This is a genomic window from Streptomyces sp. NBC_00690 (assembly GCF_036226685.1).
Taxonomy (GTDB): Bacteria; Actinomycetota; Actinomycetes; order Streptomycetales; family Streptomycetaceae; genus Streptomyces.
In genome coordinates this window covers 6707491-6722362 of sequence record NZ_CP109009.1, presented here as the reverse complement: position 1 = coordinate 6722362, position 14872 = coordinate 6707491, and the positions used below count along the sequence as shown (strand labels likewise).

Below are 14872 nucleotides of genomic sequence, written 5' to 3'. Positions count from 1 at the left end.
TACGCGACATACGCGATTTGCGCGGTTTGGGCGACTCACGTGGCGCGCGGAGGGTCAGGGCCGCGCGGGGAGCCGGCGACTACTTGATCGCGCCTGCGGTCAGACCGGACTGCACCTGACGCTGGAAGATCGTGTAGACGACGAGCACGGGGAGCATGGCGATCATCATGCCCGCCATCAGGGCGCCCCAGTCGTTCTCGTAACCCTGCTGGAGGGCGATCATGGCCAACCCCTGGGTGAGGACGTACTTGTCCTCCTCCTGGTTGAGGACCATCGGCAGCAGGTACTGGTTCCACTGCCCCAGGAAGTTGAAGATGCCGATGCTGATCAGTCCGGGCTTGGCCATCGGCAGCATGACCTGGAAGAACGTCCTCGTGTGCGAGGCACCGTCGATCATCGCCGCTTCCGCCACCGAGGACGGCAGGGTGCGGAAGAAGGACGTCATGAAGAAGACGGTGAACGGCAGCGAGTAGGCGATGTAGACCAGGATCAGTCCGTGGTACGACGCCAGGAGCGAGGTGAGGGGGAAGTCCCTCATCACGAAGAAGAGCGGGATCACCAGCATGAAGACGGGGAAGGACATTCCGGCGACGAACAGGTAGTAGATGAACCTGTTGCCCGGGAAGGTGAAGCGGGCCAGCACGTAGGCGGCCATGGAACCGAGCACCATCGTGCCCACGACCGAGCCGCCGACCACGATGCTCGTGTTGATGAAGTACTGGCCCATGTTCGCGTCATCCCACGCATTGGACCAGTTCTCCCAGTGGAGGGAGGTGGGCAGACCCCAGGGGTCGGTGAGGATGCCGTTGCTGTCCTTGAACGCGCTCCACAGCACCCAGAGCAGCGGCACACCGACCATCAGCCCCCAGACGACGAGGATGCCGTGCGAGAAGACATTCAGCACCCCGCCCTCGGTGTTGCGTCCGCCGGTCGGGCCCGGCTTCTTGGCGGGCGGGGCAGGAGTGGTCTCCTGCTTCGCCACCACGTCGATTTCTTCGGTCGTCATCCGCTGTACCCCTAGTACTCGATCCGCTCACGCCGCGCAAAGCGCATGGTGAGCAGTGCGAACGTCATCGTGACAATGAGCATCGCGATTCCCATCGCGGACGCATATCCAAACTGGCTGTCCCGGAAGGCCGTCTGATAGAGCCTCAGCGGCATGACGTCCGTGGCCCCGTCGGGGCCGCCCATGTTCACCGACATGATCTGGACCAGGGCGAAGGCGTCCAGGGCGATGATGCCCATGTACACCCAGCCGGTCTGCACCGTGTCCCACAGCAGCGGGAGGGTGATCTTGAAGAAGGTGTGGAACCGGTTGGCACCGTCCAGCAGGGCCGCCTCGTAGATGTCCCGCGGGATGGAGGCCATGGCGGCGGAGAACAGCACCACGTAGAAGCCGACGTGGCCCCACACCATGACGGCGCTGATGCACCAGAGCGCGATGCTCTTCTCGCCGAGCCAGGCGTTTTGCAGGTTGTCCAACCCGACCGCGCCCAGCAGCGAGTTGAGCATTCCGTCGTTCGGATCCGGGTTGTAGATGTTGAACCAGATCACGGCGACGATGGTGATGGAGATGACCTGGGGGAAGAAGAAGACGAACTTGTAGATCTTGGAGCCGGTCACACCGGTGACGACTTCGTTCTTCTTCTGCTTGCCGCCAACGTTGAGCATGAAGGCGAAGAAGAGGCCCATGCCCAGGGTGACCACCGGGACCAGCGCCAGCATGTAGACGTTGTGGCGCAGGGCGTTCCAGAAGTCGTCGCTGTCCCAGAGCCGTTCGAAGTTGTCCAGACCCACGAACTTGGACGAGCCCACCAGGCCCGACCAGTCGGTCAGCGAGATCTGGAACGCCTGGATGAACGGTGAGATCACGAAGATCCCGTAGATGATCAAAGGTAGGGCCAGGAAGCCCACGATGAATCGGTATTTGCCGTGTTGCATGTGCTTCCCGGCCCTTCCCCTCTTTCGATGGACTACGTCCGTGTCAGGTCAGCTGGTGCGCTTGAACTTGGTGACGGAGGAGTCCTTGGCAACCTTGTCCGCCTCCGCCTGGGTCTTCTTGATCCAGTCCGCGGCCTTCAGGTCACCGGTGAGCAGCTGGCCGGTCAAGCCGCCGATCTTCTCGTCGGTGAGAGCCGGGTACCACTCCTGGAGCTGAAGGCTGATCAGGTTGGGGCCGGCCGCCTTCACGGCCTTGCTCGCGGAGGCGAGACCCGGAGAGAGGGTCATGCCTTCGGTGGCGTCCTGCACACAGGTCAGGGACTTCACCTTGGTGGCGAAGTTCTGTGCGTGCTTCTTGGAGAGCATGATGCGCAGAAGCTCCATGCCGCCAGTCGGGTTCTTGCCGTTCGCCGAAACGATGTACGGCTCGCTGGGCTCTCCGCGCAGCGTCCCGCTCGGCATCTTGTCACCCGAGCCGTCGAAGAGGGCGCCGACCGACATCCCGAAGTCCTTCGGGGTGGTGGGGGCGGCCTCGTTCTCGACCCAGGAGCCGTTCGGGATGAAGACGGCGTTGCCCTTGGTCCAGGCCGTCTGCGACTGGATGTGGGTCAGGCCCTGGCTGCCTGCGAGGAAGTACTTCTTGGCTGCCAGCTCCTCGTAGTGCTCAGCGACCTGCTTGACCGCGTCGTTGCTGGTCCAGGCGTTGGGCTCCAGGTTGTCGATCGCGATCCAGGACTCCATACCGCCGATCTTGGCGATCTGGCCGAACAGGTTGAAGTGGACGTAGTAGGGGAACTTGCCCGCGTACGTCCAGGGGGCGAGGCCGGCCTTCTTGATCTCGCCGCAGAGGGTGACCATCTCGTCGAGGGTCTTGGGGTAGGCCCAGCCCTTGTCGTCGAGCAGCTTCTGGGAGTACCAGGTGCCGTAGATGGTGAAGGCGTAGTAGAGCACGTCGAACTTGTCGCCGTGCATGCCCTTGTCGAGGGTGCTCGGGTGGATGACGTCGCGGATCTTCTTGGTCGGGTCGTCCATCGAAGGCGCGTCCAGCAGCGCCTTCAGGTCCTGGAGCTGTCCCTGGCCGGACAGCTTGTTCATGTCCAGGTGGTCGGCGCCGGAGTTGTCGATGACGTCCGGCGGGTTGCCGCCAGCGAAGCGCGGGGTGAGCTTCGGACCGACCTGCTGGGTACCGGTGTGCTTGACCTCCGCCTTGTACTTCGTCTTGTAGTCGGCCTCGGCGTCCTTGGCGTACTGGTCGCCCAGGCCGCCCTTGAAGATGAACGCCTCCAGGGGGGCGCCGTTCTTCACGCCGAGCGGGTTCTCAGCGGAGGTCTCGCCCTTGGGCGCATCGGTCTTCTTGTCGTTGTCGCCGCCACCACCGGTGGCACAGGCGGAGAGGAAGCCCATCGTGGGAACAGCGATCAAGCCCAGCGCTGCTGAACGCTTGATCACATCACGACGGCCGAGGCCCCCATTGTTGTGGGCGGAAGTGGATCCCATGCTCAAGTCCTCGCCTTCATCAGGACTCAGGCGGTGAACCGGTCGCCCGTCCGTGTCGCCTCAGGCGAAGGGCCCCGTTACCGCAGTCAGTTGCTGTGTTTTCCCGAAGGAAAATCAGTGAAGCTCGGGTCGTGCACGATCACAGGTGAGATCGGATCGCGGCAGCCGTGAATAGACACACGGCTGGCCGTCTCCCGTTCCCCCCTGACCCGTCAGTGTGTGCGACAGCTGAGCGGGTGCCGATAGGTATAGTCCACTTCACGTCAACGGAGCAAGATCGAAAGCAAGGTTGGTCGGCAGTCTTTCCCGAGTTGAGACCTCGGGGATATCTGACACGCGTGAGCGGCCATTCGAGCACAGCATTCTTCGCGGACCCCCATAATCCGACTGCGACACCGCAGGGACAGGCTTGACACCGCACGCCCCTCAACCCCCTGGCGTTGCCTTGTTCCTCGTTAGACAACGTTGTCTGATTGGGCGCCCACCTGGGCGGGCCAAGATTCATTTGATGGCCGAACCCCACCCCCGACGGCACGAACGGGCGGCCGGGAGGCTGACTCGCCGACGCCATACCCGCAGGTAATGGCGGAGTGGGGTAAGCGGCGACAGGCCCCGTCCGCGCATTCTCCGGGTATCGCAGAGCGCCGGGATCATCCAACACGGCAGCATTTCACCCCGTTCCCGGTCGATCACTATCCGCTACTCGGCGAGCAATGACCCCTAATCCCCCAGGGGACGAACGGAAGCACCATTCGGGGGCAGATGACCCGCTTCTCATGGGGAATTCCAGGCGATATCGACACAGGCACGGAAGGCCCGGCGATTCGATGGCGCATACATGTTATGGAGTCAATGGATCAGACCAATGAAGAATCAAGGCGACATGCGATGAAGGCAAGCAATTGAGCCATATGGCCGAAATTGACTAGTTCGAACGGCCACCGGGTCGCCGATCGATCCCACCGCCGACTCGACGGCGGACAGGCACCGGCCGCGACCCCCGAGGAGGCCCACCAGCAGCACCGGAGCACCCTCGCGACCCCGGAGTACGGCACTCACCCAGGACGCCAGAGCTGCCGGACCACACAGGTGCCGACGACTCCAGGAGCGGTGGCAGCCGGGGCCCGCCCTCAGAGCGCGAGTGCGTCAGCCCACCAACTCCACCGAGCCGGAACGATGTTGGTGAACCGAGGGAGGGCGGTACATCGGAGCTCGCCGGTCCGACCACCTTTCGCCCCACTTCGCCCAGGAGTCAGATGTGGCTTAGGTCACAACATACTGCCGAGAGGTGACGTGAGCGGGCTCCAGGCACTCAAGCCTGATGAGTGCCCCACCCCCGTCCCTAAGGCTGGATATGCCAAATGCCACCAACCCGGCTCAGCTCCGCCCAGAACCGACGGCGTCCCGCTGCCGGCGGGCGCACGGGTGGGACGGACCAGGTCAGCGCCCTTCGGCGGGGCCGTCACCCGCCCGAACGCAACATCCGCCTGCTCGCCAAACCGCTCCTGGTCGGCCTGGCCACACTGATGGGCGTCGGCGCCCTGGTGTGGGGAGCCTTCACGGTGCTCTTCGAGCCGTCGGGTCCGTCCGTCACCAGTGGTGTGCAGGCCACGCCCACCGGGACCGATCGACCCCCGCGACCCACGACCCCGCCCGGGTCCCCCGGTGCGGCTTCCTCCACCGTGCGCCCCTCCCCCGAACCCTCGCGGTCCCCGACATACAAGGAGCGCGGCTCCGGCACCTACACCTGGGCCGAAGGCACCAGCCCTCGCGCCGGCACTGAAGGTCGCCTCGTTCGGTACGGAGTGAGCCTGGAGGGCGGCACCAGCCTGAACGTGGATGCGATCGCCGCCGAGATCGACGGCATTCTGCGGGACCCCCGCGGCTGGACCCGCCAGGGCGAGGCGTCCTTCCAGCGGGTCGACTCACCGCCGTACGACATGCTGGTGCACGTGGTGTCACCCGCGACCACGGACAAGCTCTGCGGCGCCTGGGGACTGGACACCCGGGGGCAGGTGAACTGCGCCAACAGCCCCGATCTCGTGGTGAACGCACGGCGCTGGATCGAACTGAGCGATCAGTACCCGAACCGGCCTGACGACTACCACGCCCTGATCATCAATCACGAGGTCGGCCATGTCCTCGGCCATGGGCATCGCACCTGCCCGGGACCCGACGAGCCGGCACCGGCGATGATGCAACAGATAAAGGGGTTGAAGGGGTGCCGCGCCAACCCCTGGGTGTACGACGGGGAAGGTCGGCTCATCGACGGACCGCCGGCACCCTGAGCCGGGCCCTCTTGAGGGCATCCACTCTTGAAGGAATCCGCCCCAGCAGCGCTGGCGGGCCTGGGCATCGCAACTGTCGGCCCCTGGTACGACCGAGAGCCGCACCCCGCAGATCTGCGGGGTGCGGCTCTCGGTCGTGACTGGATCAGCCGCGGATCAGGTTCCGCAGCACGTACTGCATGATGCCGCCGTTGCGGTAGTAGTCCGCCTCACCGGGGGTGTCGATGCGGACGACCGCGTCGAACTCCACTCCGGTGTCGGTGGTCACCTTGACCGTGCGGGGGGTGACGCCGTTGTTCAACTCGGTCACACCGGAGAAGGAGAAGGACTCCTCACCGGTCAGACCCAGCGCCTCGGCGGACGCACCCTCCGGGTACTGGAGCGGCAGGACGCCCATGCCGATCAGGTTCGAGCGGTGGATGCGCTCGTAGGACTCGGCGATGACGGCCTTCACACCGAGCAGCGCGGTGCCCTTGGCGGCCCAGTCGCGGGACGAGCCGGAGCCGTACTCCTTGCCCGCGAGGATCACCAGCGGAATGTCCTGCTCGATGTAGTTGCGGGAGGCGTCGTAGATGAACGCCACCGGTCCGCCGTCCTGCGTGAAGTCGCGGGTGAAGCCGCCCTCCGTGCCGGGTGCGATCTGGTTGCGCAGCCGGATGTTGGCGAACGTACCGCGGATCATGACCTCGTGGTTTCCACGGCGGGAGCCGTAGGAGTTGAAGTCACGACGCTCGACCTTGTGCTCGGTGAGGTACTTGCCGGCGGGGGTGTCCGCCTTGATCGCACCGGCCGGGGAGATGTGGTCGGTGGTGACCGAGTCACCGAGCTTCGCCAGCACCCGGGCGTTCGCGATGTCCTCGACCGGGGTGGTCTCCATCCGCATGCCCTCGAAGTAAGGGGGCTTGCGGACGTAGGTGGACTCGGCGTCCCACTCGAAGGTGTTGCCGGTCGGGATCGACAGTGCCTTCCACTGGGCGTCGCCCGCGAAGACGTCCTGGTAGGACTTGTTGAACATGTCCTCGCCGATGGAGTTGGCGACGACGTCGTTCACCTCGGCCTCGGTGGGCCAGATGTCCTGGAGGTAGACGGGCTTGCCCTCGGTGTCGAGTCCGAGCGCCTCGCGGGTGATGTCCACCTTCATGGAACCCGCGAGGGCGTACGCGACGACCAGCGGCGGGGAAGCCAGGTAGTTCATCTTGACGTCGGGGTTGATCCGGCCCTCGAAGTTACGGTTGCCGGAGAGCACCGAGGTCACGGCCAGGTCGTTCTCGTTGACCGCCTTGGAGACTTCCTCGGGCAGCGGGCCGGAGTTGCCGATACAGGTGGTGCAGCCGTAGCCGACGAGGTTGAAGCCGACCTTGTCCAGGTAGGGGGTGAGCCCCGCCTTGTCGAAGTAGTCGGTGACGACCTTGGACCCGGGCGCCAGGGTCGTCTTGACCCACGGCTTGCGGGTGAGGCCCTTCTCGACCGCCTTCTTGGCCACCAGCGCGGCGGCGACCATGACGTACGGGTTCGAGGTGTTGGTGCAGGAGGTGATCGCGGCGACGGTGACGGCGCCGTGGTCGATCTCGTACGTCGAACCGTCGGGGGCGGTCACGGTGGTGGGCCGCGACGGTACGCCGTTGGCCGAGGCCGGCGAGTCGGAAGCCGGGAAGGACTCCTTGCCAGCCTCCTCGTCGTCGGAGACGTAGTTGCGGACGTCCAGCGCGAACTGCTGGGAGGCGTTGGCGAGGACGATCCGGTCCTGCGGGCGCTTGGGGCCGGCGATGGACGGGACGACCGTGGCGAGGTCCAGCTCCAGCTTCTCGGAGAAGTCGGGCTCGGCGGCCGGGTCGAGCCAGAGGCCCTGCTCCTTGGCGTACGCCTCGACGAGCGCGACCTGCTGCTCCGCGCGACCGGTCAGACGCAGGTACTTCAGGGTCTCGCCGTCGATCGGGAAGATGGCGGCGGTGGAGCCGAACTCCGGCGACATGTTGCCGATGGTGGCGCGGTTGGCGAGCGAGGTGGCGGCGACGCCCTCACCGTAGAACTCGACGAACTTGCCGACGACACCGTGCTTGCGCAGCATCTCGGTGATGGTGAGCACCAGGTCGGTGGCGGTCGTACCGGGGGTGAGCTCGCCGGTCAGCTTGAAGCCGACGACGCGCGGGATGAGCATGGAGACCGGCTGACCGAGCATCGCGGCCTCGGCCTCGATACCGCCGACGCCCCAGCCGAGCACACCGAGGCCGTTGACCATGGTGGTGTGCGAGTCGGTGCCCACGAGCGTGTCGGGGTACGCCTGGCCCTTGCGGACCATGACCGTACGCGCGAGGTGCTCGATGTTCACCTGGTGGACGATGCCGGTGCCGGGCGGGACGACCTTGAACTCGTCGAACGCGGTCTGGCCCCAGCGCAGGAACTGGTAGCGCTCCCGGTTGCGGCCGTACTCCAGCTCGACGTTCTGCGCGAAGGCGTCGCTGGTGCCGAACTTGTCGGCGATGACGGAGTGATCGATGACCAGCTCGGCCGGGGCCAGCGGGTTGATCTTCGCCGGATCGCCGCCCAGCTCCTTGACGGCCTCACGCATGGTGGCGAGGTCCACGACGCACGGCACACCGGTGAAGTCCTGCATGATCACACGGGCCGGAGTGAACTGGATCTCCTGGCTTGGCTGCGCCTGGGAGTCCCAGCCGCCGAGCGCCCGAATGTGGTCGGCGGTGATGTTCGCGCCGTCCTCGGTGCGGAGCAGGTTCTCCAGCAGCACCTTCAGGCTGTACGGGAGGCGTGCAGAGCCCTCGACCTTGTCCAGCCTGAAGATCTCGTACGACTCGTCACCCACGCGCAGCGTGCTGCGGGCGTCGAAGCTGTTCGCCGACACGACAGTCTCCTTCATCAATGTGCGCGTACTACGTCCATGCTGCCGCCACGGCTCCTTGCCGATCCGCTAAGGTAGGGCTTAGTTAGGTAACCCTTACCGAGTGGCGGCCCCTGGCACGTCTTCGGCAGATATCTCGATGTCGAGATAACTCTAGTACATCGGTGCGGCTCGGTCATGCCCGGGCGCCCGATGACCGCTCTCATCCAATCGAGTCGTTTACTCAACGAACCCAGCCGTATGGCCTTCCGTCTCAGTGAACCTAGTCGAGTGGGTGATCGCACTGGGGACTGGGTGGCCGTGCTGGCTGGGGTAGATCTTGCGGGGGCGTACGTCGAGCTGTCGTACGTGGACGCTGTACGCGTACGTCGGCGGCGTCCGCTGCTGGACTGTGTGACAGCCCGTTTCGAGGACGTGGCGCCAGTGCGGCCGTTTCGCTGGTCGCGGGGTGAGCGTCACTTTTCCGGCTGGTACTGGGCGGCCACGACCGGGCAGCATGTCGGCTTCGAGTCTTGGCTGGAGCGGGACCGGCTTGTGCTCATGGACTTCGATCCCGGGGTGGTGGGGATCGCCTCTCAGCCGTTCTGGCTGCATTGGGACGACGGCAAGCGGGAGCGTCGGCACGCCCCGGACTACTTCGTACGCCGAGCGGACGGCTCGGCGGTGGTCATCGACGTCCGCGCGGATGAGCGGATCGAGCCGAAGGACACGGAGGCGTTCGAGGTGACGCGGATCGCCTGTGCTCAGGCGGGGTGGGGGTTCGAGCGGGTCGGGGTGCCGGAGGCGGTGCTGGTGGCGAATGTCCGGTGGCTGTCGCGCTACCGGCACCCGCGGTGCCTGCACCGCACGGCCGCGGACCGGCTGCGGGAGGTCTTCGCGACGCCGGGTCCGCTGCTGGGCGGGGCGGACGCGGCGGGTGACCGGCTTGCGACGCTGCCAACCCTGTTTCATCTGCTCTGGTTTCAGGAGCTGGCCGCTGCGGATCTGTCGGTTGAGATGATGGGGCCGCACACGGTTGTGGGCCTGACCGGCAGCGGTGTCCGATGAGCGGGAGGGGGCGGAGGGTCCCGCCCACGGCCCGGCTCGCGGAGTTTCCCGAGACGGCAGCCGAACGGGCCTGCTGGTGGGAGTGGCACATCCTGGAGGTGCTGCACGGCCTCGCTCCGGACGCCGTCGAAGGAGCGGTGCCCCGGCCACAGTTCGACCCGAAGCGGCATTCGCTGGCTGAGCGCGAGCGCGCGAAGGCTGCCGAGCTGACGGCTGCCGGGCATCAGGTGACGGCCAGCGGGATCAAGCAGCGGCGTCAGCGATATCAGCGAGACGGGCTGATCGGATTGGCCGATGGCCGGTCGGCCAAGCAGATGCCGGCCTTCGGCAAGGTCGATCCCGCTGTGGTGGAGGCGATGCGGCAGGCGATCGGCGAGACGGGCGAGGATTCGTCGAAGACGATCGGGTTCGTTGTCTGGCGGGCCAAGGAGATCCTGGCCGACCGCGCGGACGCCGCCGCCATCGAGGCTCCCTCACGGGCCACCCTCTACCGGCTCTACAGCAAGTTGGCGATCGGCACTCACGCGACGGGCTCGGCCCGCGCCCGCCGGTCGGTCAACGCCCGGCCGTCCGCCCCGTTCGGGGAAGTCCCCGCCAGCGCGCCGGGCGAGCTGATGCAGATCGACTCGACCCCGCTGGATGTGCTGGTGCGGCTGGACGACGGCATCGCGGAGAAGGTCGAGCTGACCGCGATGGTCGATGTCGCGACGAGGTCGATCACCGCGGCGGTGCTGCGGCCGACCACCAAGGCCGCGGACGCGTCCGCGCTGCTGGCCCGCAGCGTCACTCCGGAGGCGATGCGTCCGGGCTGGTCACAGGCTCTGCGGATGTCCCGTTCGGTGCTGCCGCACCGGCGGTTGCTGAGCTTGGACGAGCGGCTGGAGCACGCGGCGGCGAGGCCAGTGATCGTGCCGGAGACAATCGTCTGCGATCACGGCAAGGTGTTCATCTCGAACAACTTCCGTGCCTCCTGCCGGTATCTGGGCATCAATCTGCAACCGGCGCACAAGGCGACGCCGACCGACAAGGGCACGATCGAGAAGACACTGGGTTCGGTGGCCACGCTCTTCGCGCAGTTCGTCGCGGGTTACACCGGCTCTAACCCGGACCGCCGCGGCCGGAAGCTGGAGGACAGACCCCTGTGGTCGCTGCCCGAACTCCAGAACCTCCTCGACGAGTGGATCATTGCTGTGTGGCAAACCAGGCCACATGACGGGCTACGCGACCCGGACGCCCCGAAGCGGGCGTTCTCGCCGAACGAGAAGTACGCGACGTTGCTGCAGTCCTGCGGCTACGTCCCGGTCCCACTGAACGGCGAGGACTACATCGAGCTGCTGCCCGAGCGCTGGCAGGCGATCAACAGCTACGGCATCCGGATCAAGCACCGCACCTACGACGACGGCGAGTTGGGCCCCATGCGCCGCCAGCACTCCGGCGCGGTGGAAAAGAAGGGGTTGTGGGAGATCCACCACGATCCCTACGACATCTCCCGGATCTGGGTACGAGACCGCCAGCACGATCGGTGGATCACCGTCTTCTGGAAACACCTGCGGCGCGTCGGCGTCCCGTTCGGGGAGCTGGCCTGGGACCACGCCTGCGAACAGGTCCCCGGCGGCACCGAGGAACAGATCGCGGACGCCGCCGCTGCCCTGCTGCGACGGGCCCACGACGGCCCCGCCCCGAAGAAGGGCCCTGCGGCGAAGCGGTCCCGACGCGTCGCCGCTCGGACCTGGGCCACCGCCCCCGAGAGGCCGGTCCCCGAGCCGCCCGCCGCCGAGGCCGCTCAGGAGGACCCAGCGGACAGCGAGCTAGCCGAAGTCATCCCACTGGGCCTGTTCGACCCGCTCGCGAACCCCTGGAGGCGTCCGTGACCATCTCCGAACCGGCAACCCGGCACACCGTTCTGCAGGAGGCAGACGCCGAGGCCAACCGGCAGCTGACCACCCTGGACGGATGGCGGAGGTTCGCCGCCGGCCCACCCGAGCCACCGGTCCTGCTGTCTTCCAGCGAATTGGGCAAGCTCTCCCCGGCCGAGCGGGCGCTCTATGACGAGGACCGGCTCGACCATCACGCACGGATGCTCGTGGTCGCCACCTCGTTCGTCGAGAAAACGGTGGTCTGCGGCCGGAGACTGGTCCTGCTCAACCGGCACGCGATCAGCGCCCGTCGCGGCCTGATGGTCTCCGGGCTGCCCGGCACGGGCAAGACCAGCGCAATCACCCAGCTCGGGCTCGCCCACGAACTCCTCGACCAGGCCCGCCATCCGAACGTCGCCGACCGCATCCCGGTGCTTTACATCACCGTCCCGCCTGCGGCGACCGCCCGCATGGTCGCCGCCGAGTTCGCACGGTTCCTGGGACTGCCGGTCCGGGGCAGGTCGAACATGACGGACATTATCGAGGCGGTTGTCGGCGTCTGCACGGACACCCGCACCGGCCTGGTCCTCGTCGATGAAATCCACAACGTCTCGCAGGTCACACGGGCCGGAGCCGAGGTCTCCGACACCCTGAAGTACTTCTCCGAGCGCATCCCCGCGACATTCGTCTACGCGGGCATCAACCTGGAAACAAGCGAGCTGCTGGCCGGCACCCGGGGCGCCCAGATCGCGGGCCGCTTCACTCTCGTCCCCACCCGCCCGTTCCCCTACGGCGAGGAGTGGAAGGGACTGGTCGCGACCATGGAAGCGACCCTGTTGCTACACGATCACCCGCCGGGCAGCCTCGTCAGGCTGGACCGTTACCTCCACGATCGGGCCGACGGCATGATCGGAGCGCTGTCCCACGCCATCCGAGGGGCCGCGATCGACGCGATCCTGAGCGGCACCGAACGCGTGACCAAGCGAGGAATCGACGCGATCCCCCTGGACCATGCGGCGGAGACCACCGTGAAGCCGTCAAGAAGGGTGGTCACCCGGTGACCGGGGCTCTGGCGGGGCGGCTGGCCCGGCTGCCAGTCCAGGTCGCACCACGACTCGGTGAGGAAACCGACTCCTTCATCCGGCGTCTCGCCCGCGCCAACCACCTCAAGCCCAGCTACCTGCACGGATATCTCTGCGGGCCGCCGTTCTGGTTCGGCAAGCCCCTCCTGGACCGGCTCGCCGACGCCGCCGGACGGTCCCCCCAGGCCCTGGAGCGGGCGCTCGCGGACGCCAGCTCGCCCCGAAGACGCGCGAAGCCCAACCCCCGCTACCCTGGCAAAGACCTGTTGCAGGGACGTGGCGAACTCTCCTATCTCATCTCCGATGACGCCCGCGACGGGACCATGACGGTCCGTGCGCTAGCTGAGCGTTACGAGATCCCGCAGCGGGTGGTCCGGCTCGTGCTGGACAGCACACAGCCCGCTGATCGCGATGTGAAGTTCCGCAAGGACCCGGTCATGGTCCCCGTCATCCGCCTGGTCGACGAAATGCTCGCCCGAGGGGTTCGCGGCAGAGCTATCTGGGCGGAGCTCATGGACGAGCACGACTACTCCGTGTCCTACTCGTCCCTGCTCTACTACGTCCACCGAGGCCGTCGCTTGGGACGCCACCAGCAATGAGCGAACCCCCCGACCCGCCCGACTGGTCGGCTCGGCGGCGAGCCGGTTGCCATCTGCGACACGCCTCAGCTGGATGATCTAAGCGCCGAGGATGCCAGCGAAGAGGGTGCCGGGGGCGGTACGCACGCCCCCGGCCTGTACGTAGTCGCCCACGGCTGCGCGGCCAGCTCGCACTCCATGACGTGAGGCTTGAACTTCAACTTAAGAGGGGAATTAAGAACTTATTCTGCAAGATAGAGCGCTGCGTGGTAGTCTTTTCAAACTGAAGTGCAATATAAGATCACAACTGACCCGATAGGGGCTTGTATTGAGCATCAACGTTGATCCGCTGCGTCTGTCCAAGCCGCAGGACTCCAGTACGTACTTGGCAATCAAGACTCCCCAGGGAGGCCGCGACGTCTACAGCACGCGCGTTCCCCTCCTTGATCTCCCCACCATCCTCCCTGTCCCCGACCCGACCAACGTCGACAAGGACAACCGCAAGGTCGACCGCCTCCACGCCAAGCACTTCGGCGAGTACCTCGACACCAAGAAGGATTGGGTCGCCCCCGCCCTGTTGGCCCGCGACGGCGGAGGCTGCACCTTCGAGAAGGTGGACGAGCATGGCGCCGTCGGCTACCTCACAGTCCCGTGGGCAATCGGCGGTATCTCCTCTCTGCGCACCATCGACGGCCAGCACCGTGTGCTTGGTGTCTCCATCGAGAAGCAGCGCATCACCGACGCCATCTCTGGCCTCGACCGTGAGATGGCGCGCAAGGTCAGCCCGGAGAAAGCCGTCAAGCTCCAGGCCGAACGCGAGAGGCTCATCGGCCAGATGAACCGACTGAAGGCCGAGTTCGTCGGTCTGGACATCTATGTGGAACCGGACCCGATCAAGGCCCAGCAGATGTTCGTTGACGTCGCCGACAACGCCAAGGGCATCAGCAGTGCCGTCCGCGCCCGCTTCGACAGCTACAAGGTCGCCAACCGTACGTTGTCCGACGTCATCGACCACCCGCTGCTCAAGGGCCGGGTCGACGCCGAGCAGGACCGCATGACCCTGAAGAATCCCAACCTCATGGGAGCCAAGCACGTCGCCGACATCACCCGCGCCGTCATCGCCGGGGCAGGCGGTCGGATCAGCAAGAAGGCCGAGCAGACCCTGACTGACGGCGAGGTCATCGAGCAGGTCAAGGACTTCCTCGACGTCATCTCCAACGCTTTCGCCGACCTCGCCGCCATCACTGAGGACGACCCTGAGTCGGAGCGCCAGGCCGATGAGCTGACCATGTCGCAGAAGCTCCGCCGTACCTCGCTGCTCGGCTCAGTGGGCATGCTGCGCGTCCTGAGCGGGGTGTTCCGAGAACTGCGCTCGGGCGACAACCCGGTGGAGCTCGACGACATCACTGAGTTCTTCAAACGACTCGACCCTCACATGGCCGCGCCGGTCACCGAGAACAGCATTTGGCGCACCACTGAGGCAAACGCGGACTTCGAGCTCAACGCCGCCTCGCCGATCATGCGGACCCAGAACATCGTCCACCTGGTGGGCGTCATCACCGGCTGGTACAAGAAAGCTCCCGCCGGTCTGTAGCCGATCACACGACCCACGAGGGGCGCCTTCCTGTCCTTGGAACGGCGCCCCTCGCGATGTGCGATCGCCGCCAGTGGACTGGCTGGACCGCTCCGGCCCGGAGGATGCGTCCTGGACGCATCAGGGCGTTGA

The 14872-nt window shown here is 66.2% G+C and carries 10 protein-coding genes; 6 read left to right on the top strand and 4 right to left on the bottom strand.

Features of this window, described 5'->3' with window-relative positions:
• Positions 1-79: 79 nt before the first annotated feature.
• From OID54_RS29385 to ngcE, 3 genes are read right to left on the bottom strand one after another with little or no spacing between them, the layout of a single operon-like run.
• On the bottom strand, positions 80-1006 hold the full coding sequence (locus OID54_RS29385) for a carbohydrate ABC transporter permease (RefSeq protein ID WP_329024379.1): 927 nt from the start codon (positions 1004-1006) through the stop codon (positions 80-82).
• Between the two features lie 11 nt (positions 1007-1017).
• The gene (locus OID54_RS29380; RefSeq protein ID WP_329024377.1) at positions 1018-1941 is read right to left on the bottom strand and encodes a carbohydrate ABC transporter permease; all 924 of its coding nucleotides are present in this window, start codon (positions 1939-1941) and stop codon (positions 1018-1020) included.
• 48 nt (positions 1942-1989) lie between these two features.
• Positions 1990-3438 carry an N-acetylglucosamine/diacetylchitobiose ABC transporter substrate-binding protein gene (ngcE, locus tag OID54_RS29375; RefSeq protein ID WP_329024375.1) on the bottom strand — a complete coding sequence of 483 codons (1449 nt, stop codon included), beginning with the start codon at positions 3436-3438 and terminating at the stop codon, positions 1990-1992.
• A 1361-nt stretch (positions 3439-4799) separates the two neighbouring features.
• Between ngcE and OID54_RS29370 the strand changes: the two genes are divergently transcribed.
• Entirely contained in the window at positions 4800-5726 is a 927-nt protein-coding gene (locus OID54_RS29370; RefSeq protein WP_329024373.1) for a DUF3152 domain-containing protein, read from the top strand.
• Positions 5727-5871: 145 nt separating this feature from the next.
• Here the strand turns inward: OID54_RS29370 and acnA are convergent, their stop codons facing one another.
• On the bottom strand, positions 5872-8586 hold the full coding sequence (acnA, locus tag OID54_RS29365; protein ID WP_329024372.1) for an aconitate hydratase AcnA: 2715 nt from the start codon (positions 8584-8586) through the stop codon (positions 5872-5874).
• Positions 8587-8877: 291 nt separating this feature from the next.
• Here acnA and OID54_RS29360 point away from each other — a divergent pair, with 291 nt between their 5' ends.
• The 5 genes from OID54_RS29360 (at position 8878) to OID54_RS29340 (ending at position 14740) form a co-directional block, all read left to right on the top strand.
• Positions 8878-9630, top strand: a complete 753-nt coding sequence (locus tag OID54_RS29360) for a TnsA-like heteromeric transposase endonuclease subunit (protein ID WP_329024370.1) — start codon at positions 8878-8880, stop codon at positions 9628-9630.
• On the top strand, positions 9627-11501 hold the full coding sequence (locus tag OID54_RS29355; protein WP_329024368.1) for a Mu transposase C-terminal domain-containing protein: 1875 nt from the start codon (positions 9627-9629) through the stop codon (positions 11499-11501). Before OID54_RS29360 ends, OID54_RS29355 begins: the two co-directional genes overlap by 4 nt.
• Positions 11498-12547: an ATP-binding protein gene (locus OID54_RS29350; protein WP_329024365.1), complete on the top strand. Its 1050-nt coding sequence runs from the start codon at positions 11498-11500 to the stop codon at positions 12545-12547. Before OID54_RS29355 ends, OID54_RS29350 begins: the two co-directional genes overlap by 4 nt.
• Complete coding sequence (locus tag OID54_RS29345) at positions 12544-13167, top strand: hypothetical protein (protein ID WP_329024364.1); 624 nt, start codon at positions 12544-12546, stop codon at positions 13165-13167. Before OID54_RS29350 ends, OID54_RS29345 begins: the two co-directional genes overlap by 4 nt.
• A 307-nt stretch (positions 13168-13474) precedes the next feature.
• Positions 13475-14740, top strand: coding sequence for a DNA sulfur modification protein DndB (locus tag OID54_RS29340; protein WP_329024362.1), 1266 nt, complete (start codon positions 13475-13477; stop codon positions 14738-14740).
• Positions 14741-14872 lie beyond the last annotated feature (132 nt).